Raw genomic sequence first — 21,461 nt, forward strand, 5'->3', positions numbered from 1 at the left:
CAACGACAGCCAGTCAGCCAGCGCGTCAGGCGGCCTACCGAGAAATGATAGAAGTCTCAAACCTGAGTAAATCGTACGGCGACATTCAAGCCGTCGACGACGTCTCCTTCACAATCCCCGACGGTGAATTCGTCGTGGTCCTCGGCGAATCCGGCGCGGGGAAATCGACACTCCTCCGATGCCTGAACGGGCTCACCAAACCTACTGAGGGCTCGGTCTCGATCAACGGCGAGTCCGTCATGGGGCCTCGGGACGACGTCGCGATGGTGTTCCAGCAGCACTACCTCATCGAGGAGATGAGCGCGTACAACAACGCCCTCACGGGCGCTCTCGGCCGGACTAACCTCTTCGACAGCCTCACCGGCCGATACGAGAAAGACGACAAGTACGAGGCGCTGCGTTCGCTGCGGACCGTCGGCCTGCTCGACGAAGCCGGGCAGGCCGTCGGCCAGATGAGCGGCGGCCAGCAACAGCGCGTCGGCATCGCTCGCGCCCTCGTCCAGCAGCCGAACCTCCTGCTGGCCGACGAGCCGGTCGCGAGCCTCGACCCGGCGTCGGCCGAGCGCGTCATGGGCTACATCCGGCGAGCCGCCGACGAACGCGGCCTGTCGACGCTCGCCAGCCTCCATCAGGTGAACATCGCCCGCGAGTTCGGCGAGCGGTTCCTCGGCATGAAGGACGGCGAGGTCATCTTCGACGGCTACCGTGACGACCTCACCGTCGACGTGATCGACGAGATCTACGGTAGCATCGAGACGGACGCCATCCGCTCGGAGGCCGAAGCATGAGCACCGAAACCGAATCCGAAACGAGCGAGGTCCAGACCGCCGACGACGTCGACGACGCGTTCACGCTCATCCGCATCAACAAGCGCGCTCGACAGGTGTTCGGGCTCTTCGCGCTCGTCGTCTTCGGGTGGCTGTTCACGCTCGCCCTCGACCAGGTCGGGTTCGCCGTCTCCGAGATCGTCAAGTACTGGCCGGACTTCGAGGACGCCCTCGGGCAGTTCTTCCCGCCGGGCGAGGTGTTCGGCATCCCGTTCGTCGACGTCGGCGCGTACTGGTCGTTCATCCAGGAGCGCAACCTCATCATGCAGGTCGAGACCAACGGCGCCGGGTTCATGTTCTGGGACTGGACGGTCATCCCCGGCCAGATGTTCGTCACGCTCGCGATGGGCTTCGCGGGCCTCGTTCTCGGCTTGCCGGGCGCACTCATCCTCGGCGTGCTCGGGAGCGAGCGCGTCACCCCGTACCCGTTCAACTTCATCTTCCGCGGGACGATGAGCGTCATTCGTGCCATCCCGGCACTCGTCTGGGCGCTCATCTACATCCCGCTGGGCGGCGTGACGCCGTTCACGGCGACGCTCGCCATCGGGACCGACACGATGGGGAACCTCGGCCGCCTGTTCACTGACGCCCTCGAGGAGGTCGAGGACGGCCCCATCGAGGCCATCGGTTCGACCGGTGCGAACGGCCCGCAGCGCGTCATCTTCGGGATGCTGAGTCAGGTTGCTTCGCCGTTCATCGCCTGGACGATGTACATCCTCGAGATCAACACGCGCATCGCCGTCACGATGGGGCTCATCGGCGGCGGTGGGCTGGGGTACGTGCTCCAGACCCAGCGCAGCCTGTTCAAGTACACGAACATGATGGCCACGATTCTGGTCATCTTCGTGCTCGTCATCTCCGTGGAGATCGTGAGCCAGCGCGTGCGCTCGTACATCCGCGGCACCGAGGAGTCGCAGGGACTCATCGCGCTCATCGTCGAGTTCCCGCAGCGGATGGTCCGCTCCATCTGGCAGTAAGAACGAGTTCGCCGCCTTCTCTCCCCGTTTTGTGTTCCTCCGTTCTCGCTTCCGGAGTCAGTAGTCGCCGAGCCGCGACTGGCCGCCGCTGGCGCCCGCCATCGTCGCAGCCGTCTCGATGGTGTCCCGGAACGCGTCCCGCTGGCTCGCGTCGTAGAGCGTCGCCGCCGGGTGGAGGCACAGCAGGACGTCCCGGGGGCTGCCGCCGAGGTCGACGCGCTCGACGCTCCCGGTCTCGTTCGTGACTGCGACGTCCCGGCCGAGCAGGTGCTCGCCGGGGACTTTCCCGAGCGTCACGACCACCTCGGGGTCGACGAGCTCGATTTCGCGCTCGAGGTGCGGCCGGCAGTTCGCCAGCTCCTCGCTGGTCGGGTCGCGGTTGTCCGGCGGCCGGCAGCGCACGCAGTTCGTGATGCGGACGTTCTCGCGGGCGAGCCCGGCGTCGGCGAGCTCGTCGTCGAGCACGTCGCCGCTCCGGCCGACGAACGGTACGCCGTCCTCGTCCTCGTTCGCGCCCGGTGCCTCCCCGACGAACAGCACGTCGACGTCCGCGGGTCCGTCGCCGTTCACGATCTGGCTGCGGGAGTCGACCAGCGCCCCGCAGCGCGTACAGCCCTCGACGGCCAGCCCGTCCATCGCCTCGGGGGCCGCCGTCGAATCCGCGCCGCCGTCCTCGCCCTCGTCGTTCATGCTCGTACGTGGCGCCTCGGCGGAGTTAAGCGTAGTCGTCGACCGCGCGCGCAACCAGTCGCGCGACCCGAAGCGGCTCGGGGCGTCCGCCCTCCGGCGTGAACGCGCACACCACCTCGTCGGGCGAGTCGCAGCCGACGCTCCGCACGAACACGCGCTCGCCGTTCACGGCGAGCGGGTGGCGGTCGGGCAGCGACTCGTAGACCGCGAGGCGGTCCTCGCGCTCGCGCCCCGAGAACTCGCGCTCGATGGGGTCGCGGAGGCCGTCGCTTGCCTCGAACGAGACTGCCAGCACGGGCCGCTCGACGGCCTCGTGGACGGCCCGCAGGTCCACGACGTTGAACCACGCCGGCGCGACGCCCGCCAGCAGGACGTACCGGACGTCCTCGCGGCCGAGGCGCTCGTAGCAGTCGACCACGGCGGCGGTGCTGTCGAGGCCGCCGACCGTACACGTCGAAAGCGAGAAGCCGTCCGCGACGCGGGACGCACGCACCACGGCACCGGCGACGGTCGCGCTGTTACCGCCGCTGGCGGAGGCCGCCACCCCGAGCGCGCGCGTCCCGGGTTTCACCACGACCCTACGACTCGTCTTTGATGTCCTGGAGCCGGTCCAGGAGCTCGTCGTTGGACGCGCCGATTTCGTAGTCTACGCCCCCGTCGTGTTCGTACTCGGCAGTGTCCACCCCGTCCTCGGCGTCGATGTCCTCGGAGTCGATGGACTGGTTGTCCTGTTCGGATTCGTCGTAGCTCCCGAAGCCCATGACCACCTGAACGTAGACGGTTGAATCACTAAAATTCCTCGCCGGGTTTAGGTGCCGAAAGCGCCTGAATGGGCACATGGCAGACGTACGAGTCGTCACGAGCGGCGCCGAATCGTTCACGTGCAACGCCTTCCTCGCGCTCGGCGAGACGTCCACGACGCTCGTGGACGCGGGGGCCTACGACGGCGTCGTCGGCGAGATCCGCGAGTACGTCGACGACCTCGACCGGGTCGTGCTCACCCACCAGCACGGCGACCACGTCCAGCAACTGGACGCCGTCGTCGACGCCTTCGGCGAGCCCGACGTGTACGCGTACGACGACCACCCGCTGCGCACCCACGCGCTCGCCGACGGCGACGAGGTCCGGGTCGGCGACGAGACCGCAGACGTCGTGTTCACGCCCGGCCACGCCCCCGACCACGTCTCGCTGGTGACGGAGTCGGCGCTGTTCGCGGGGGACGTCGTCGTCCACGACGACGGCGCGTTCGACGACGGGAGCTTCGGCCGCACCGACATGCCCGGACAGTCCCGGGAGCGCCTCGTCGGCAGCATCCGGGAGCTGCTCGCGCGCATGCCCGACTCCGTCTCCGAGTTCTACGCCGGTCACGGCGGCGTCTTCGAGGGCGACGTCCGGGCGGTCGTCGAGCGCGCGCTCGACCGGGCGGAGCGCCGCGAACCGAAGTATCCCGACGACCAGTAGCGCGACGACCTGACACACCACGACAACCCTTATTCGGTCGGCGGCGAACGGTCGGATATGCCCGGCCGCCCGTTCGTCTCCGGCGACACCGTCGACCTCTGCCCGGTCGGCGAGGACGACGTCGACTTCCTCCACGACACCGTCAACGACCCCGCCGTCTGGCCGACCATCGGCGCTCGGACGCCCGTCACCGAGCGCGAGGAACGCGAGTGGTACGAGGAGCAGGCCAGCGCGGACGACGGGAACGTGAACTTCGTCGTCGCCGTAGACGGCGACCCGATCGGCAGCCTCGGCGTCCACGGCGTCGACGACAGGAACGGCAGCGCCGAAGTCGGCATCTTCCTCGCCGAGGAGTACTGGGGTGAGGGCTACGGCACCGAAGCCGGCCGCCTCGCCACCACGTACGCGTTCGACCAGCACCGACGCCACCGCGTCGTCGCCCGCGTCTTCGAGGGTAACGAGGCCTCTATGCGCGTCTGGGAGAAACTCGGCTTCGAACTCGAGGGCACCCACCGCGACGAGATGTACGTCGACGGCGAGTACCTGGACGTCCACTACTACGGCGTCCTCGAATCCGAGTGGGACTGGTGACGTCGCCGTCGCCGCCACCCGACCTCGTGCCCGCCGTCGTCGCCGTCGTCACCGACGAGGCCGGACGCGTGTGCCTCGTCCGCGACACCAAACGCGACAAGTGGACGCTCCCGATGGGCCGCGTCGAGCCCGGCGAGTCGGTCAAAGACGCCGTCCGGCGGGAAGTCCGCGAGGAGGCCGGGCTGGTCGTCGCCCCCGACGTCGAACTCACGGGCGTCTACACCGACCCGGCCACGCAGGTGTTCGACACCCCGGACGGCCGCAAGCAGTTCCTCGCCTACGCCTTCCGCTGCGAGTGGGTCGACGGCGACCCCGAACCGGACGGCGACGAGACCACCGCCGTCGAGTTCTTCGTGCCGGGCGAGTACCCCAGCGACTTCCACCCCAGCGACGACTGGGTCGCACACGCTCTCCACGGCGACGGCGTCGAGGTCACCTGACCAGCACCAGCAGCGACCCGGGCGGCGCGATAGCCGCCGCTACTGGACGTGTGAGTACTGCAGGAGAACGCCGGCCAGTTATGCGGAGCGGCGCTCGGAGGCCTTCGTGCGGAGGTTCTTGTACCCGCACTTCCGGCAGCTCTCGGCGTCCTTCGGGTTCCGTGCGTTACACCGCATGCAGATCTGCTTCCCCAGCAGTCGGTCCTCGATGGTCTCGCTCATGCACCCGGGTTCGGCGCCACCGCGTTTAAGCGGTTCGGAACGGGGCCACCGGGCGACCCGCTGGGTCAGTCCTCGCCGGCGTCGAGGTACTCCTGCTGGACGGCGACGACCTCGCTGGAGTCCTCGCAGTCGGCGTACCGCTCGAGTGGTTCCTCGTTCAGTTCGAGGAACGTGTGTCCCCACGTGAACTTCGACAGCACGGCCTCTGCGCGCTCCCAGTAGCCGAGGATGGCCAGCGCGCCCGCGAACGCCTCCGCCGTGTTCAGCTGGAACGGCTGCCCGTAGTTCACGGGGTTGGCCGCCACGAGGAACGGGAGTGCGCGGTGCTCGCCGTCCAGCTCGAACATCGCACGCCCCGCCGTCTCCCACGAACAGTCCAGCGCCACGAGCGTCCCCGTGTCGTCGGCCGGCGACAGCGCCTGCTCGGCGTGCGGATTCAACACGACGCCGTACGGCGTCTCGCGGGCGGTGTGGTGGAGTTCCGCCATGTCGAAGCGCGCGAGCTTCCGCGCCGTGCACTTCTCGGGGTCGTCGTCGCCCTCGTACCGGACGTGCAGGTCCACGGTGCTACCACACACTCGGCCGGCCGCCGGCAAAAGCCCCTCGCTCGGCCGTCCGCCCCCGAATCCCTCCAGACCCCGGTTTCTTGTCCGGGCAGCCCCTCGGTGCGAGCATGAACGCCGGCGCCGCCGAGGACGACGACGCCCCCGTGCAGGCGTACTACGACGCCATCGACGACGGCGACTACGACGCCCTCCGCGAGGTGCTCGCCGACGACTTCACACAGGAGCGCCCGGACATGGTCCACGAATCGCCCGGGGACTTCGTCGCGTTCATGCGCGACGACCGCCCCCGGGACGACACCCGCCACGTGCTCGACGGCGTCTACGACGGCCCGGACGGCGGCGTCGCCGCCCGCGGCCGGCTCGTCGCACCAGAGGGTCCGATGTTCGCGTTCGTCGACGTCTTCGAGACGACTCCCGACGGGAGAATCAGCCGGCTGCGGACGTACGTCGACTGACTACTGCTACTCGCGGCTCACTCCGTTCGCCGCTCGCGGTTTCGCGGTTCTCGCTCGCTTCCGTCGGTCGCTCGTTCCGAACCACGCTGCGCTCGCGCATCGCTGCGCTCGCTCACGGGTCGCTTCGCTCCACGTTCGCCATTTCCTGGGTCTCACTCGCCCACCCTGTTCGCTCGTTCCGACCCACGCACTCGCTCCGAACCGCGCCACTCACGCCCGCTCACGGCTCACTGCGTTCGCCGTTCGCGCATTCGGAGGCGTTCGCTGTGCTCGCGCATCGCTGCGCTCGCTCACGGGTCGCTTCGCTCCACGTTCGCGCATTCGGAGGCGTTCGCTGTGCTCGCGCATCGCTTCGCTCCGCGCTCGCGGTTTCGCGGTTCTCGCTCGCTGCGCTCGCTCCGAACCGCGCTACTCACGCCTCCCGTTCCCCGTCGCCGAGCGCCGACTCCCCGACCTTCTGCGACCCCTCGATGACTTCCTGGCCGTTCATGTACGGCTGCAGCGCCTCGGGCACGTCGACGGTGCCGTCGTCGTTCTGGTAGTACTCCAGAATCGCCACCAGCACGCGCGGCACGGCCACCCCCGACCCGTTCAGGGTGTGGAGGTACTCCGACGACTCGTGGCGCTCCGGCCGGTACTGGATGCCCGCCCGGCGCGCCTGGAAGTCCTCGAAGTTCGACACCGACGACACTTCGAGCCAGCGGCCGCCCTCCTCGGGGCCGTCGTCCATGTCGTCGCCGGGCGCCCACACCTCGATGTCGTACTTCTTCGCCTGCGTGAACCCGAGGTCGCCCGTGCACATCTCGAGGATGCGGTAGGGCAACTCGAGGCGCCGCAGGACCTCCTCGGCCTCGTCCAGCAGGCCGTGGAAGCGCTCCTCGGAGTCCTCGGGGCGCACGAAGTTCACGAGCTCGACCTTGTTGAACTGGTGGACGCGCACGATGCCCCGGGTCTCGGTGCCGTGCTCGCCGGCCTCGCGGCGGAAGTTCGGCGAGTACGCCTGGTGTTTCACCGGGAGGTCGTCGTCGAGCAGAATCTCGTCCCGGTACATGTTCGTCACCGGGACCTCCGCCGTCGGCAGCAGCCAGAGGTCGTCGTCGACGTACTCGGCGTCGTTCTCGCCGCCGATGCGGTAGGCGTCCTCGACGAACTTCGGGAACTGGCCGGTCCCCTCCATCGACTTCGAGTTCACCGGAATCGGCGGGAAGACGTCCTCGTAGCCCTGCTCGCGGTGGACGTCCAGCATGAACTGGACGAGCGCGTGCTCCAGTCGGGCGCCCGCGCCCTTCGCGAAGTAGAAGCCGCCGCCGGAGACCTTCGCGCCGCGCTCGAAGTCGAGGATGTCGAGTTCCTCGCCGAGGTCGTAGTGTGGGACCACCGCCTCGGGGAGGTCCCGGCGGTCGTCGAAGCCCTCGCGGCGCCGCTCGACGTTCTCGTCCTCGGTCTCCCCGACCGGCACCTCGTCGTCGGGGACCATCGGCAGCGTCAGCAGGCGCTCCTCCAGTTCTTCCTCGAGCTCGTCGGCGCGCGCCTCGACGTCCGCCAGCTCGTCTTTGAGCTCCTGGGAGCGCTCGATGGCCTCCTGGGCGGCGTCCTCGTCGCCTTCCTGTTTGAGCTCGCCGATCTTCGAGGACACCTCGTTGCGCTCGTGGCGGAGGTCGTCGCCACGCGCTTTCAGTTCGCGCCACTCCTCGTCGACCGCCAGAATCCGGTCGAGGTCCGCGTCGACGCCCTTCTTCTCGAGGGCGTCCCGTACGTCGTCGGGGTGCTCGCGGACGAACTGTCGGGACAGCATTTGCTCTGTGATTCAGCGGGCCGCGGCAAGAACGTATCGCATCCCTGTGACGCCGTCACGCCGCCGGCGCACGGGCACTTCCGGCAGGCACGGGCGCTGGTTGCCTCCAGCGAGACGCTTTTTTCGGCCGCCCCCCTCCCGGGTGGTATGACTGCAGCTGACAGCGACAACTGGGACGTGTACGTCGAAGACAACGCACTGGTCGCGGACTTCGCGGCGGACATCTCGACCGACGAGTCGGTGTTCGCGGCCGTCAACGAGGAGTTCGAGCGGCTCGCCGCCGACCCGGACGTGGACACCCACATCTCCGTGCTGCGGATGGACTCACCGCTGAACAGCGACGTCTTCGAGAAGGCCAGAGAGGCCGCAGCGGTCGGCGTCGAGCACGGCATCCACTCCTGGATCACGGTCTCCGGGGGCATCAAGAGCCACGCGCTGAAAAGCGAGGTCGGAAACATCGAGGGCGTCGAGATAGAGACCGCGTCGACCGTCGAGGAGGCGCTGGCGCTGGCAGACGAGTAGCCGGGCGCCGGCGACCGGGCTGCCTCCGGCCACTCCGGTCTGGCACGCGAATGCTTTTCCCGGCGGCCCTCCCCCGTTCGTGTATGAGTCCAGGTGACGTTTTCGACGTCGAAACCTGTCCCGGCGTCTCCTACGTCGACACGGGGATGTACGACACTGCCGAGTACGGCTCCGTCTACATCATCGACGCCGACCGGCCCGCTGTGGTGGACACGGGCATCGGCACGAACCACGAGCGCATCCTCGACGCCCTCGAAGCGCAGGGCATCGAGCACGCCGACCTCGAGGCGATTCTGGTGACGCACGTCCACCTCGACCACGCTGGCGGCGCGGGCTACCTCGCCGAGGCGTGCCCGAACGCCGACGTCTACGTCCACGAGGTCGGTTCTCGCCACCTCGTCGACCCCGGGCGGCTCGTCGAGGGCACCAAGCAGGCGGTCGGCGACCAGTGGCAGTACTACGTGGAGCCCGAGCCCGTCCCGGAGGACCGCATCGTGGAGCTGTCGGACGGCGACACCGTCGACCTCGGCAGCCGCGAGCTGACGGTCCACCACGCGCCCGGCCACGCTCCCCACCAGGTGGTGTTCGAGGACCACTCGTGTGACGCCGTGTTCACGGCCGACGCGGCCGGCATCTGGGTGCCCGAGCAGGACCGGGTGCGGGAGACGAGCCCGCCGCCGAACTTCGACCTCGAGCAGTGCATCGACGACGTGGAGCTGATTCGCCGGCTGGAGCCGGAGACGCTGCTGTACGCGCACTTCGGGCCCGGCCCGGACGACACCGACGCCGTCCTCAAGCAGTACGAGCACGTGCTCCGGGACTGGGTCGACGCCGTCGAACGCGAGGTCGTCGAGCGCGGTAGCGAGGAGGCCGCAATCGACCACTTCTCGGCGAGCACGGAGGTCGAGTACGTCTGGGGCGAGCACAAGGCCCGGGCGGAAACTGCAATGAACGTCCGTGGCGTTCTCCGATACCTTAAGAACCGGGAGTGAGACTGGCTGCCATGGACTTCCGCGAGGCCGAGCGCCAGTACGAGGACGACACCATCGCTCGACAGACACTCCCACGCACGTTCGAGGAGTCGGCGGCGCGCCACGCCGACAGCCCCGCACAGGGCTACAAGGGCGGCGTCTACGACCGAACGCTGGCGCCGGACGTCGTCGAACCGGCGCCGCCGGGTGACTACGAGAACCTCACGTACGGAGAGGTCCGGGATATCGTCCGGAATCTCGCCGCCGGCTTCCGCGACCTCGGCGTCGAGGCCGGCGACCGCGTCGGCATCTTCTCGCACACCCGCATGGAGTGGGCGCAGTGCGACTTCGGCGTACTCGCGGCCGGCGGCGCCGTCACCACCGTCTACGCCAGCTCCAGCAGCCGGCAGGTGAACCACCTCCTCGGGGACAGCGGCGCCGTCGGCGTCGTCGTCGAGAACGAGGAGCTGCTCGCTCGCGTCCGCGAGGTCGAGGACGACCTCGAAAATCTCGAGTTCGTCGTCGCGATGGACCACGTCGCCGACGACGACGCCATCCCGCTCTCGGACGTCTACGAGCGCGGCCGCGAGGCGTTCGACCGCGACACCTACGAGGGCTGGATCGACGACCGCGACTACGACGACCTCGCCAGCCTCATCTACACCTCGGGCACCACCGGGAAGCCGAAGGGCGTCGCGCTCACCCACGAGAACTTCCGGGAGAACGTCAACCAGTGCCGCAAACGCTACGGGCCGCGGCCCGACCGCGGCGACGCGCCCGCCATCACCAGCGAGACGCGGCACATCTCGTTCCTGCCGCTGGCGCACGTCTTCGAGCGGCTGTCCGGGCACTTCCTGATGTTCACCTCGGGCGCGCACGTCTGTTACGCGGAGTCCCCGGACACACTCCGGGAGGACTTCGGCGTCTTCGAGCCGACCAGCGGCACCAGCGTCCCCCGCGTCTACGAGAAGCTCTACGACGCCATCCGCGAGCAGGCCTCCGAGTCCCCGGTCAAGGAACGCATCTTCGAGTGGGCGACCGACGTCGGCGTCGACTACCACGAGGCCGACGATCCCGGACTCGGACTCCGAGCGAAGCGCGCCGTCGCGGACAAACTCGTCTTCGAGACCGTGCGGGACGCCCTCGGCGGCAACATCGACTTCTTCATCTCCGGCGGCGGCTCGCTGTCGGCGGACCTCTGCGCGCTCTACCACGGCATGGGCCTCCCGATTCTGGAGGGGTACGGCCTCACGGAGACCAGTCCCGTGCTCACGGTCAACCCCTACGAGAACCCACAGGTGGGGACCATCGGGCCGGCGCTCCCGGACACCGAGCTGGTCGTCGACGAGTCCGTCGCCAGCCCCGAGCAGCGCGACCGCTACGACGGGGACGTCGGCGAACTGCTCGCCCGTGGCCCCCAGGTGTTCGACGGCTACTGGGAGCTCCCCGAGGCGACCGAGGCGGCGTTCGTCCAGCACGAGGGCCAGGAGTGGTTCCGCACCGGCGACGTGGTCGAGATCCGCGACGACGGCTACGTCCAGTTCCTCGAACGCGCGAAACAGCTGCTCACGCTGTCCACCGGGAAGAACGTCGCGCCCGGCCCCATCGAGGACGCGTTCGCCGCCAGCCCGCTCGTCGAACAGGCGATGGTCGTCGGCGACGGCCAGAAGTTCGTCTCCGCCGTCGTCGTCCCGAACTTCGACGGCGTCCGCAAGTGGGCCGACCGCGAGGACCTCGACCTGCCCGACGACCCGGACGCCGTCTGCCGGAACGACCGCGTCTACGACCGCATCCAGCAGGAGGTCGACGACGTCAACGAGAACTTCGAGTCCTACGAGCAGATCAAGCAGTTCCGGCTCGTCGCCACCGAGTTCACGGAGGACAACGACCTGCTGACGCCGACGATGAAGAAGAAACGCCGGAACATCCTCGACCGGTTCGCCGACACCATCGGGGACATGTACGACGAGTAGGCAGTCGCAGTCCCGGCCGGAACCCCGCTTCTTTATACGCAGCGCGGTGAATCACGGGACGTGACACACACGGAGGCGGGTGCTCGATGAGTTCGGCCATCATCCCGGTGGTCGCCACCATCATCGCGCTCGGCGTCCTCGCGCAGGTCGTCGCGGACAAACTCCAGGTGCCGAGCGTGCTGTTCCTGATTCTGGCCGGTATCGTCGTCGGCCCGGAAGTGCTCGGCGTCGTCACGCTGGAGTCGTTCGGTGGCATCGAGACGCTGTCGGGCATCGTCGGCCTCTCCGTCGCAATCATCGTCTTCGAGGGCGCGTTCCACCTCAAGGTCGCGAAGCTCCGGGAAGCCCCGGGCGCGTGGCTCCGACTGGTCACGCTCGGCGCGGCCATCGCCCTGATCGGCACCGCGGTCGCCGTCCGCCTGCTGCTGGACACGGGTTGGGACGTCGCCTTCCTCATCGGCAGCCTGCTGGTCGCGACCGGCCCGACGGTCGTCACGCCGATTCTGAACGTCGTCGCCGTCCGGGACCGCGTCGGTGCCGCCCTCGAGACCGAGGGGGTCGTCAACGACGTCACGGCGGCCATCCTCGCCATCGTCGTCTTCGAGGTGGTCAAGAACCCCGGGCGTTCGATCGACCTCGTGGCCCAGGACTTCGTCACGCGACTCGGTACCGGGGTCTTCTTCGGGCTGCTGGTCGCGGCCGCCGTCTGGTACCTCCTCAGCTACGTCGACCTCTCCCGGGGGAACGCCCCGCAGAACGCCCGGCTGGTCGTGCTCGCCGGCGCACTCGTCGCGTACGGCGCCGCCAACACCCTCTACAGTGAAGCCGGCATCGCCGCCGTCGCGACCGCCGGCGTCGTCCTCGGAAACGCCGACCTGCCCTACGAGGAGGAGATAGAGGCGTTCAAAGGCGACGTGACGCTGGTCGTCCTGTCGTTCGTCTTCATCGGACTGGCCGCGCTGCTGTCCTTCGATACCCTCCTGAACCTCGGCGTGGCGGGGCTCGCGGTCGCGGTCGTCGTCGCGGCGCTCATCCGACCGATCGCCGTGTTCGCGTCCACCATCGGCGGCCGCTACGAGTTCTCCGAGCGCGTGTTCATGAGCGCGGTCGGGCCGCGCGGCATCATCCCGGCGTCGGTCGCGACGCTGTTCGCGGCCGAACTGCAGACCCTCGGGATGGACGCAGCGGCGAACCTCCTCGTCGGCACCGTCTTCCTCACCATCCTGCTGACGGTGGTCCTCGAGGGCGGCTTCGCCAGACACATCGCACAAGCACTCGACGTCATACCAATGAGAGTCATCATCGTCGGCGGCGGCACCGTCGGTCGCGCGCTCGCAGAGCGCCTCAGCGACCGCGGTGAGAACGTCGTCATCGTCGAGAACCGGCAGCCGGCAGTCGAACGGGCACGCAACAAGGGGTACTCCGTCCACCACGGCGACGGCTCCGACACCGACGAGCTCCGGGCGGCCGGCGCCGAGAACGCGAAGATTCTCGTCGCCGCGACCGGCGACGACGACGTGAACCTCCTCGTCGCGCAGCTCGCGGAGTCGAAGTTCGACGTGGAGACCATCATCGCTCGCGCGAACAACCCGGACAACGTCGACGCGTTCGAGGACCTCGGCGTCCGCACCGTCTCGTCGTCGCTGGCGACGGCGTGGGGCATCGACAACATCATCGAACGCCCGGCGCTCGCGAACTGGATGACCGAGATCGGGCGGTCCGGTGACGTCCAGGAGGTCGAAGTGACGTCCGACGAGCTCGTCGGCCTCACCATCGACGAACTCGACAGGGACCTTCCCGGTGGCGTCATCATCGCGCTGGTCGGCCGCAACGGCGACAACAAGGTGCCGGACGCCGACTTCACTATCCAGGAGGGCGACCACCTCACGTTCCTCGGGCGGAAAGAAGCCGTCCGGGACGCCCTGAACTGGTGTCACCCCGAGAGCCCGTAACCGCCCGACTGACCGGCTGTTCTCCGGCCGTTACTCGTGGTGGACCTGCCACGTGAACAGGCTCTCGAAGACGTAGTTCACGAGCATCGCCACGCCGATGGCGCCGCCCTTCACGACGACCAGCCAGAGGTCCACGCCGAACACCGCGAGCTCGACCGCGAACCCGTAGAAGACGGCGACGAACAGGACGTACTGGAGGGTCGACCCGCCGGCGCGGACGACGTGCGAGCGGGCGAGCCGGCGGGCCAGCGACCGGCCGCCGTCGGCGCCCTCGTCGGCGAACGTCCAGCGTTCGTTGACCGCGAACATCACGAGAATCGCCGTCTCGATGCTGGCGACGTTCGCGACGGCCGCCGACAGCCCCGCGAGCTCCGTCAGCAACACGAGCGTCGTCACGTCGAAGGCGGCGCCGACGGCGCCCACGGAGACGAACTGCCCGAACCGGACGCCCGAGACCAGCGCCTCGAAGCGCTCGGGGACTGCCGCCCGCACCCTGTCCAGTCCCTTACTCATGGTGTTCGGTGGCGCGGTCGATCAGCGCCGTCGGGCCGTCCCGGCGGTCGGCGATGGCGTCGTGCAGCCGGCTGTCGCCGAGTCGTTTCGCCCGGTGGCGCGCTCGCAGCAGCGACCGCAGCAGCCGCAGCGGCGTGCGCACCGGGGAGACCGTCGACCCGGGCTGGTCCTCCCACGCGATGGGGACTTCCGCGACCCGGCAGCCGAGCGCGCCGGCGACCGCGACCAGCTCGACGTCCCACGCGAACCCGGCCTCGTAGAGGTGTTCGCGGACGCGCTGCCAGGCGTCGGCCGTGAGCGCTTTCGCGCCGCACTGGTAGTCGTAGAGGTCGACGGCGAGCAGACTGCCGGCGAGCCACGCGAACCCGTCGCCGAGCAGCCGCCGGACGACGGTCTGGTGGCCCTCGACGCTCGCGTCGGGGTGTCGGCGGGAGCCGACGGCGAGGTCCGCGTTGCCGTCGTCCGCGACCCGTGCGACGACCTCGGCCAGCGAGTCCGCCGGCGTCGCGCCGTCGGCGTCCGCGAACGCCAGCACGTCCGTCTCCAGCGTCTCGAAGCCGGCCGTGATGGCCGCGCCCTTCCCGCGGCGGCCGGCGCTCTCCGCGACCGTCGCGCCCGCCTCCCGGATGCGGTCGGCGGCGCCGACGCCGCCGGCGTCGAGTTCGACGTGCAGCCGCTCCGGGTCCAGCGTCTGCCGGAGGCTGGTGATGTACGCGCGCAGCCGCCCGACGTCGGGGTCGTAGGCCGGGACGACGATGCCGACAGAGTCCATCGAGTCGAAGGAGTCGGGACTCCGGTATCAGTTTCGTGGTTTTCCGCCGAGCGCCTACCGCTCGAAGGAGATGGCTGCGCCCTGCCCGAAGCCGACGCAGAGCGTCGCCAGTCCCTTGTCGGCGTCGCGCTTGTTCATCTCGTGAATCAGGGTGACGGGGAGCCGGGCGCCGCTGGCTCCCAGCGGGTGACCGATGGCGATGGCGCCGCCGTTGACGTTGAACTTCTCGTTGTCGATGCCGAGTTCGTCCCGGGAGTAGACGGTCTGGGAGGCGAACGCCTCGTTCAGCTCGACGAGGTCGAAGTCGTCGATGTCGTCGCCGGTGCGGTCCAGCAGGCCGCGCGTGGCCGGGACCGGGCCGATGCCCATCACTTCGGGGTCGACGCCGGCGACGTTGTGGTCGCCGACGCGCGCCAGGATGTCGAGGCCGTGGTCCTGCGCGAACGCCTCGCTCGTCACGAGCGTCGCGGCGGCGCCGTCCGAAATCTGGCTGGCGTTGCCGGGCGTGACGCTACCGTCGCTCTTGAACACGGTCGGGAGCTGGCCCAGCGCCTCCTTGGTGGTGTCGCGGCGGATGCCCTCGTCCTCCTCGACGAGCCCGCTGTCGGTTTCGACGGGGACGAGCTCGTCGTCGAAGCGCCCGGAGTCGGTCGCCTCGGCGGCGCGCTGCTGGCTCTGGAGCGCGTACTCGTCCTGTTCGTCGCGGGAGATGCCGTGGCGCTCGGCGACCTCCTCGGCGGTCATCCCCATCTGGAGCTGGGGGATGTCGTAGTGCTCCGCGAGCTCCGGGTGGAGGTAGCCGTAGGAGTCGCCGTCCATCGGCACCCGGCTCATGTTCTCGACGCCGCCGGCGATGATGGCGTCGCGCTGGCCGGCGCGAATCGCGTCGGCCGACCGCATGATGGCCTCCATCGAGGACGCACACCAGCGATTGATGGACGCCGCGGGCACGTCCTCGCCGAGCTCCGAGAGGAGTGCAATGACGCGAGCGACGTTGTTGTCCTGTTCGGTGCGCTGCTGGGCGACCCCCCACTGGAGGTCGTCGACGTGGTCGCTGGTCAGGCCGGTCTCGTCGAGGATGTGGTCGATGAGCGTCACCGAGAGGTCCTCGCTGCGGGTGTCGGCGTACACGCCGTCCTCTTTCCCCTGCGGGGTTCGGTAGGCGGCGGCGATGACCGGAGTGGTGGTGTCTGCCATACCCACAAGCAGCGCGTCCCGGTCCTTAAACCTCCTACAACCGGCGGCCCGCGGCAAGCCGTTTACTCGGCGCCGCGACGGATCGGTCGGCGGGCTCGGCTGGTCTGTGGCTCGCGGCGCCTCCGCGTTCCAGAAAGCGTTTAGTACCGTCTCCGCAACCGCGTGGTATGTCTCGGACCCGCGACGGCTCGTCCGCCCGCGTCGCGGTCGCCCTCCTCGCGGTGGCGGCGGCCGGACTCGCCGCCAGACTGTGGTCGCTGGGGTGGCGCGTCGCCCACCAGGACGAGGCCCGCGTCGCTCACTGGACGCTCCAGTACATGGAGCTCGGCGCCTGGGAGTACCGCGCAATCATCCACGGCCCGTTCCTCCCGCACGTCAACGGCGTCGTCTTCGACCTGCTCGGGCCGTCGGACTTCACGATGCGCCTCGTGGTCGCCGTCGTTGGCGGCCTGCTGGTGCTGTCGGCGTGGCTGTTCCGCAGCCGGCTGTCGGACGTCGAGGTGGTCGCGCTGGGCGCGTTCCTCGCCGCCAACCCCGTCCTGCTGTACTACTCGCGGTTCATGCGTAACGACGTCCTGCTGGCGGCGTTCATGCTGACCGCGCTGGGGTGCTTCGTGCGCTTCGTCGACACCCGGCGGGTGCGCTACCTCTACGCCGGCGCGCTCGTGTTCGCGCTGGCGTTCACGACGAAGGAGAACAGCCTCCTGTACCCGGTCTGCTGGCTCGGCGCGCTCGCGCTGGTCTTCGACGGCCGCATGGTGCTGGCGGAGGCAAGCGACGACGAAGACGGCCCGGGCCGGTACGAGACCGCGAAACAGTACGCCGGCCGCGTGCTCCGCGGGGCCTGGCGGCACAAGCTCGACCTCGTGCTCTCGGCGTTCGTCGCGGCCGTCGTCGTCGTGGCGTTCTACGCCCCGAAGCCGGGCTTCTACCAGCTGTTCTCGAACCCCGGCATCGCCGGCGACGTCCTCCACACGGCGACCGTCGGGAGCTACGAGGAGTTCGCCGACCTCTGGGGGTCGACGAGCACGAAACAGCACTCCTACATCGCGTTCCTCGAGCACGACCTGGACGTGCTCGTCGCGGGCGGCACGACGCTCGTGGCGTTCGCCCTGCTGGGGTTCCTCCACGACCGGTACGCCACCGAACAGTCGCGGCCACTGGTCGCGTTCTGCTTCTACTGGGGGGCGTTCTCCGTGTTCGGCTACCCCGCGGTCTCTGACATCGCCGCCGGCTGGACCGCCGTGAACGCGCTCGTGCCACTGGCGGTGCCGGCAGCCGCCGGCGTCGGCGTCGTCGTCCGGTACGGTCGGCGCGGCGTCGAGACCGGGGACGCGACGAAGGTCCGGGTGGCCGTCGCCGTGCTCGTCGTCGCTGCCGCCGGCACCGGCGCCGTCGCCGCCGAGACGTCGTACGCGAGCCCGCAGAGCCCCGAGAACCCGCTCGTGCAGTACGCACAGCCAGGCGGGGAGATGCAGCCCACTATCCGGGACGTCAAGCGCGTCTCCGCCGCGAACGACGGCGTCGACGTGCTGTACTACGACGACGAGGACGACGACGCCGGGGACGGGCTGGAGTTCCACCGGAGCGGCGACGACGACTTCAACGTCAGCACCGGCCCGCCGGCGGGCTGGCACGACCGGTTGCCGTTCCCGTGGTACCTCGCGCACGTCGACGCGAACACGACCAGCGTCCAGACGCCGTCTGACTTCCCCGCCGACCCGCCGCCGGTCGTCATCTCCGTCGCGAGCGAGGAGGACGACTTCGCGTCCCAGCTCGACGGCGACTACGAGCGCCACGCCTACCCCCGGTACTTGACCGACCTGTCCCGGACGCTCGTCGTCTACGTCGACCAGTCGGCGCTCCCCGCCGACGCGTAGCTGGCCGCGCAGTCGCCGGGCCGAGACGGCCGGGTGCTGGCGGCCGGACTGCGACGGTATTAAACGGCCCGGGGCGGTAGTTCAGTGCTAGTGACCGAGGCTCTCGACGTCGTGGAGTTCCTGTTGACGGCTCGCGTCTACGACCGCCACCAGGAGCTAGACGAGAACGACCTGCCGCCGGCGCACCGGAGCGCGCTCTGGGGGGACGACGGCGTCCCCCGGCCGCCACAGACCACCGAGGAAGCGACCCGCGAGGCGACTGGCGTCGCCGACCCCTGGGACGCCGTCTCCGGTCTGATGTTCACCGACCGGGACGCGTTCGCCGGGAACGTCTCGCTGGTGGACGACGACATGGCAATCGACTGGTTCGTGGAGCGCGCGGACAGCGAGCGCGTCCGCGACAACCCCGTACTGGCGTTCGTGCTCGGCGACGAGTTCGGCGTCGACTACGAGGCCGCCCGCGAGGAGAACCGGTCGGTGCAGGCGGACCCGCAGTGGATCGACGGCCTGCTGGAGGAGTACTTCGACGAGGACGACGAGGAGATGCTGGACCTCGTGGAGGTGCGGTCGCCCGCCGACATCGAGGTGACCCTCGACGACATCGTGCTCACCGAGGAACAGGAAGAGGAGATGTCGAAGGTGGCGAAGGCCATCGAGCACCGCGACTACCTCGCGACCATCGGCCTCAGCGAGATCGGGAAACTGCTGTTCGTCGGACCGCCGGGCACGGGGAAGACGTCGACCGCCCGCGGGCTCGCCCACCAGCTCGACCTGCCGTTCGTGGAGGTCAAGCTCTCGATGATCACGAGCCAGTACCTCGGCGAGACGGCGAAGAACGTCGAGAAGGTCTTCGAGGTGGCGAAACGGCTGTCGCCGTGTATCCTCTTCATGGACGAGTTCGACTTCGTCGCCACCACCCGGACCGGCGACGAGCACAACGCCATCAAGCGCGCGGTCAACACGCTGCTGAAGAGCATCGACGAGGTCAGCCTCGTCAACGACGACGTGTTGCTCATCGGCGCGACCAACCACCCGGACGAGCTGGACGCGGCGGCGTGGCGGCGCTTCGACGAGATTCTCTCGTTCCCGCGGCCGGACGAAGGGATGCGCGCCGACATCATCTCGCTGGTCACCAGCGAGGTCGACGTCGCGGACTTCGACCCGGCGGAGGTCGCCGCCGAGACGGAGGGGCTCACCGGGAGCGACCTCCGACTGGTGCTCCGCGAGGCCGTGCTCGACGCGCTCGTGGAGGACCGCACGGAACTCACGCAGGACGACCTCCTCGCGGCCATCGAGGACTTCGAGGACCGCGACCACCTCCGGAACCTCGACACGCTCGAGGACGCGCTGGACGAGGACCACGACGGCCACGACCACGCCGACCACGACCACCCCACCCCGGACCCGGAATGAGGGTCACGCTGCTCGGCACCGGCGACACCACAGGCACTCCGACGCCGGACTGCGACTGCGACACGTGCCGGGCGGCCCGCGAGCGCGACGTCGAACGCACCCGGTTCTCCGTCCACGTCGAGGACGAGGCGTCCGGAGACACCCTCCTGCTGGACTTCAGCCCCGACTTCCGGTACCAGTTCCTCCGCGAGGACGACGCCGGGCTGCCAGACGCCGGCGTGGTCTCACACATCCACTTCGACCACCTCGACGGGCTCGGGAACGCCTACCGGCTGTTCGACGACCTGCCGGTGTACGCCGCCGACGAGGCCGACCCCGTCACGGGAGAGTCGGTCGCCGAGACGGTCGCGTCGAAGTACGACTACCTCGACAACGTCCACCCGCGGGCCGTCACGCCACTCGAACCGTTCGAGGCGGCCGGCTTCGAGGTCACGCTCGTGCCCGTCGACCACCCGCCGCTGCTGTGCTACGGTGTCGTCGTCGAGCGCGACGGAGCGACGCTCGCGCTCTCGGGCGACACGACCTTCGACATCCCCGAGGCCTCCCGGGCGGCGATGCGGGACCCGGACCTCCTGCTCGCGGACGGTATCGTCCCCGCGCACCTCGCTGACTACCACCCGAAGGGCGGCCGCCACCCCGACGCCGACGGCGTCCCGCGAACCTTCGGCACGAAACACATGACGAAGGAGGGCGCGCTCGCGCTCGGCGACGACCTCGACGCCGACCAGACGAGAGTCGTCCACGCCGCCCACTACTACCCCGTCGAGGAGGCGTTCGCCGACGACATCGCCGTCGACGGCGAAGTCTTCGAACTCTAGGTCGGTTCGGGGCGGCTGCGGGCCCACGCCACGCCGACCGCGAACCCGAACACGGCGAGCCCGAAGGCGTAGACGAGTAGCCACGGCGGCGCGTCGACGGTCGTCAGCCCGAACAGCCCGAGAGTGAGACCACCGCCGAGCGCGCCGGCGGCCCAGTCCGGGTCCGAAAGCTCGGACCGACCCCTGACGACGTCGGGATGCCGAGCGATGTAGAACCCGGTCGCGCCGTACAGTGCGGCCGTCGGAACCAGCGACACCGGTGGCGCGTCGAGAACCAGAGAGACGCCGGTCGCAGCCAGCGCGGCCGCCACTGCGAGCGCTCGTTCACGTCGTCGCATACGTGCCGGTGGCGCCGTCCGAACTTCAAACGGCCGGCGGACTCGCAGGGCGTGCAGTCAGAACTGGTCGAGGCCCGCCTGCCGTCGCCTACCGCCGGACTCGCGCTGCCACGCCGTGCGTCGCTCCCGTTCGGCGTCGAGGTCCGCCGGCGGCGGGTCCGCGTCGACGAACCCCGGACACTCCTCGCCGCACTCGCTGGCGGGGTCGACGACGCGCTCGAAGTGCTCGCAGTACGGCAGGGTAGCGTCCCCGGCCCCGCCGTCGCCAGCCGTCGCACGAGCGCACGGCGGCAGGTCGAACGTCCGCCACCCCTTGCCGTAGGCGCGCTCGGCCACTCGCCGCCGCTGACGGGCCTTCTCGTCGGCCGTCACCGGGCGGACGTCGGTACGAGCGGTGTGTTCGTCCAGCACCTCCAGTCCCGGCCCTGTTGAGTCGAGGGGCTCGGGCTCCCGGACGACCTCGACCGGGTCGTCGCGGTCGAAGTCCACGCGCCAGACGCCCACCGCCTCGGGGAGGCGGTTCAGGTGCGCTCGCGTGACGTGGGACTCGGTGGCGAGAACGGCGTAGTCGAGCACGCTGAGGCTGGCGTCGTGGCGCATCTGGAGCTCCAGGTCGCCGGGCCGCCCGAGGTCGGGCTTGTTCTCCACGCCCACCAGCCCGCCGACCCAGTCCGGGTAACGGGCGACCTGCCGGACGACCTGCTGGCCGTCCCGGCGCGTCACGTCGAGGAACCCGGCTTCGGCGCCGTGCTCCGCGACGGCTCGCGCGCGCTCTGGCGGCCCGTCGGACACTCGGGTGACGCGCTCGTACTCGCCGACTGGCACGTCGGCGTCCAGCACCGCCGGCGGCACTGTCTCGCTCGTGAGCGTGACGCGCTCGTCGAACGACGGGCCCGGGAGCACGCAGACGGTGTCCACGATGCGGCCGCCGGCGGCGTGCACGCTCGTCCCGAGCTGCCGGGCGACCACGCCAGCCACCCCGCCGACCCCGGGCACGCTGCCGGCGCCCTCGAGGTGCGCGCACAGCCGTAGTTCGAACGCGTACTCTCGCACTGGGCCCGCGTAGGGACCCGGCGGGGTTAAATCGT

24 protein-coding genes are annotated in these 21,461 nt (G+C 69.5%); 13 read left to right on the forward strand and 11 right to left on the reverse strand.

Annotated features, from left to right (window positions below):
- Positions 1-44: 44 nt before the first annotated feature.
- Positions 45-788, forward strand: coding sequence for a phosphonate ABC transporter ATP-binding protein (locus LT971_RS02610; protein ID WP_237005293.1), 744 nt, complete (start codon positions 45-47; stop codon positions 786-788).
- The gene (gene phnE, locus LT971_RS02615; protein ID WP_237005294.1) at positions 785-1,804 is read left to right on the forward strand and encodes a phosphonate ABC transporter, permease protein PhnE; all 1,020 of its coding nucleotides are present in this window, start codon (positions 785-787) and stop codon (positions 1,802-1,804) included. Before LT971_RS02610 ends, phnE begins: the two co-directional genes overlap by 4 nt.
- Before the next feature lie 57 nt (positions 1,805-1,861).
- Here phnE and LT971_RS02620 read toward each other — a convergent pair whose 3' ends face one another.
- From LT971_RS02620 to LT971_RS02630, 3 genes are read right to left on the reverse strand one after another with little or no spacing between them, the layout of a single operon-like run.
- Positions 1,862-2,494: a uracil-DNA glycosylase gene (locus LT971_RS02620; RefSeq protein ID WP_425293261.1), complete on the reverse strand. Its 633-nt coding sequence runs from the start codon at positions 2,492-2,494 to the stop codon at positions 1,862-1,864.
- 25 nt (positions 2,495-2,519) lie between these two features.
- On the reverse strand, positions 2,520-3,065 hold the full coding sequence (locus tag LT971_RS02625; protein ID WP_237006247.1) for an endonuclease dU: 546 nt from the start codon (positions 3,063-3,065) through the stop codon (positions 2,520-2,522).
- Positions 3,066-3,072: 7 nt separating this feature from the next.
- The gene (locus LT971_RS02630) at positions 3,073-3,255 is read right to left on the reverse strand and encodes a DUF5786 family protein (RefSeq protein ID WP_237005295.1); all 183 of its coding nucleotides are present in this window, start codon (positions 3,253-3,255) and stop codon (positions 3,073-3,075) included.
- 76 nt (positions 3,256-3,331) lie between these two features.
- On the opposite strand from LT971_RS02630, the gene LT971_RS02635 reads away from it, so the two are divergent.
- From LT971_RS02635 to LT971_RS02645, 3 genes are read left to right on the forward strand one after another with little or no spacing between them, the layout of a single operon-like run.
- A complete protein-coding gene (locus tag LT971_RS02635; RefSeq protein ID WP_237005296.1) occupies positions 3,332-3,955 on the forward strand; it encodes an MBL fold metallo-hydrolase in 624 nt (207 codons plus the stop codon).
- A 57-nt stretch (positions 3,956-4,012) separates the two neighbouring features.
- Positions 4,013-4,546, forward strand: coding sequence for a GNAT family N-acetyltransferase (locus LT971_RS02640; RefSeq protein WP_237005297.1), 534 nt, complete (start codon positions 4,013-4,015; stop codon positions 4,544-4,546).
- Positions 4,543-4,986 (forward strand): NUDIX domain-containing protein, encoded by a 444-nt coding sequence (locus LT971_RS02645; protein ID WP_237005298.1) that lies wholly within the window; start codon positions 4,543-4,545, stop codon positions 4,984-4,986. The genes LT971_RS02640 and LT971_RS02645 overlap by 4 nt, the downstream gene beginning before the upstream one ends.
- Before the next feature lie 78 nt (positions 4,987-5,064).
- Here LT971_RS02645 and LT971_RS02650 read toward each other — a convergent pair whose 3' ends face one another.
- Together LT971_RS02650 and LT971_RS02655 are read right to left on the reverse strand one after the other, a co-directional pair.
- Positions 5,065-5,208: a 50S ribosomal protein L40e gene (locus LT971_RS02650; protein ID WP_237005299.1), complete on the reverse strand. Its 144-nt coding sequence runs from the start codon at positions 5,206-5,208 to the stop codon at positions 5,065-5,067.
- A 65-nt stretch (positions 5,209-5,273) separates the two neighbouring features.
- The gene (locus tag LT971_RS02655; RefSeq protein ID WP_237005300.1) at positions 5,274-5,771 is read right to left on the reverse strand and encodes a DUF367 family protein; all 498 of its coding nucleotides are present in this window, start codon (positions 5,769-5,771) and stop codon (positions 5,274-5,276) included.
- A gap of 110 nt (positions 5,772-5,881) precedes the next feature.
- Here LT971_RS02655 and LT971_RS02660 point away from each other — a divergent pair, with 110 nt between their 5' ends.
- The gene (locus LT971_RS02660; RefSeq protein ID WP_237005301.1) at positions 5,882-6,229 is read left to right on the forward strand and encodes a nuclear transport factor 2 family protein; all 348 of its coding nucleotides are present in this window, start codon (positions 5,882-5,884) and stop codon (positions 6,227-6,229) included.
- Positions 6,230-6,641: 412 nt separating this feature from the next.
- Here the strand turns inward: LT971_RS02660 and serS are convergent, their stop codons facing one another.
- Complete coding sequence (gene serS / locus LT971_RS02665) at positions 6,642-8,024, reverse strand: serine--tRNA ligase (protein WP_237005302.1); 1,383 nt, start codon at positions 8,022-8,024, stop codon at positions 6,642-6,644.
- A 147-nt stretch (positions 8,025-8,171) separates the two neighbouring features.
- Between serS and LT971_RS02670 the strand changes: the two genes are divergently transcribed.
- The 4 genes from LT971_RS02670 to LT971_RS02685 all read left to right on the forward strand — a co-directional run bounded on the left by LT971_RS02670 (position 8,172) and on the right by LT971_RS02685 (position 13,442).
- Entirely contained in the window at positions 8,172-8,546 is a 375-nt protein-coding gene (locus LT971_RS02670; protein ID WP_237005303.1) for a hypothetical protein, read from the forward strand.
- A gap of 83 nt (positions 8,547-8,629) precedes the next feature.
- The gene (locus LT971_RS02675; protein ID WP_237005304.1) at positions 8,630-9,538 is read left to right on the forward strand and encodes an MBL fold metallo-hydrolase; all 909 of its coding nucleotides are present in this window, start codon (positions 8,630-8,632) and stop codon (positions 9,536-9,538) included.
- 11 nt (positions 9,539-9,549) lie between these two features.
- The gene (locus LT971_RS02680; protein WP_237005305.1) at positions 9,550-11,490 is read left to right on the forward strand and encodes an AMP-dependent synthetase/ligase; all 1,941 of its coding nucleotides are present in this window, start codon (positions 9,550-9,552) and stop codon (positions 11,488-11,490) included.
- Positions 11,491-11,576: 86 nt separating this feature from the next.
- Positions 11,577-13,442 (forward strand): cation:proton antiporter domain-containing protein, encoded by a 1,866-nt coding sequence (locus LT971_RS02685; protein ID WP_237005306.1) that lies wholly within the window; start codon positions 11,577-11,579, stop codon positions 13,440-13,442.
- 30 nt (positions 13,443-13,472) lie between these two features.
- Here the strand turns inward: LT971_RS02685 and LT971_RS02690 are convergent, their stop codons facing one another.
- From LT971_RS02690 to LT971_RS02700, 3 genes are read right to left on the reverse strand one after another with little or no spacing between them, the layout of a single operon-like run.
- The gene (locus LT971_RS02690; protein ID WP_237005307.1) at positions 13,473-13,955 is read right to left on the reverse strand and encodes a GtrA family protein; all 483 of its coding nucleotides are present in this window, start codon (positions 13,953-13,955) and stop codon (positions 13,473-13,475) included.
- Entirely contained in the window at positions 13,948-14,727 is a 780-nt protein-coding gene (locus LT971_RS02695; RefSeq protein ID WP_237005308.1) for a glycosyltransferase, read from the reverse strand. Before LT971_RS02695 ends, LT971_RS02690 begins: the two co-directional genes overlap by 8 nt.
- Positions 14,728-14,781: 54 nt before the next feature.
- On the reverse strand, positions 14,782-15,924 hold the full coding sequence (locus tag LT971_RS02700) for a thiolase family protein (protein ID WP_237005309.1): 1,143 nt from the start codon (positions 15,922-15,924) through the stop codon (positions 14,782-14,784).
- A gap of 167 nt (positions 15,925-16,091) precedes the next feature.
- Here LT971_RS02700 and LT971_RS02705 point away from each other — a divergent pair, with 167 nt between their 5' ends.
- The 3 genes from LT971_RS02705 to LT971_RS02715 all read left to right on the forward strand — a co-directional run bounded on the left by LT971_RS02705 (position 16,092) and on the right by LT971_RS02715 (position 20,035).
- Positions 16,092-17,804 carry a flippase activity-associated protein Agl23 gene (locus LT971_RS02705; protein ID WP_237005310.1) on the forward strand — a complete coding sequence of 571 codons (1,713 nt, stop codon included), beginning with the start codon at positions 16,092-16,094 and terminating at the stop codon, positions 17,802-17,804.
- 90 nt (positions 17,805-17,894) lie between these two features.
- A complete protein-coding gene (locus LT971_RS02710) occupies positions 17,895-19,217 on the forward strand; it encodes an ATP-binding protein (protein ID WP_237005311.1) in 1,323 nt (440 codons plus the stop codon).
- Positions 19,214-20,035, forward strand: a complete 822-nt coding sequence (locus LT971_RS02715; RefSeq protein ID WP_237005312.1) for an MBL fold metallo-hydrolase — start codon at positions 19,214-19,216, stop codon at positions 20,033-20,035. The genes LT971_RS02710 and LT971_RS02715 overlap by 4 nt, the downstream gene beginning before the upstream one ends.
- On the opposite strand, the gene LT971_RS02720 is transcribed toward LT971_RS02715, so the two are convergent.
- Positions 20,032-20,373, reverse strand: a complete 342-nt coding sequence (locus tag LT971_RS02720; RefSeq protein ID WP_237005313.1) for a hypothetical protein — start codon at positions 20,371-20,373, stop codon at positions 20,032-20,034. The two genes, LT971_RS02715 and LT971_RS02720, sit on opposite strands and share 4 nt — an antisense overlap.
- A 57-nt stretch (positions 20,374-20,430) precedes the next feature.
- Positions 20,431-21,426: a DUF5787 family protein gene (locus LT971_RS02725; protein WP_237005314.1), complete on the reverse strand. Its 996-nt coding sequence runs from the start codon at positions 21,424-21,426 to the stop codon at positions 20,431-20,433.
- Between the last annotated feature and the right edge of the window lie 35 nt (positions 21,427-21,461).

It is taken from the genome of Halobacterium rubrum (assembly GCF_021729015.1).
Lineage (GTDB): Archaea > Halobacteriota > Halobacteria > Halobacteriales > Halobacteriaceae > Halobacterium > Halobacterium rubrum.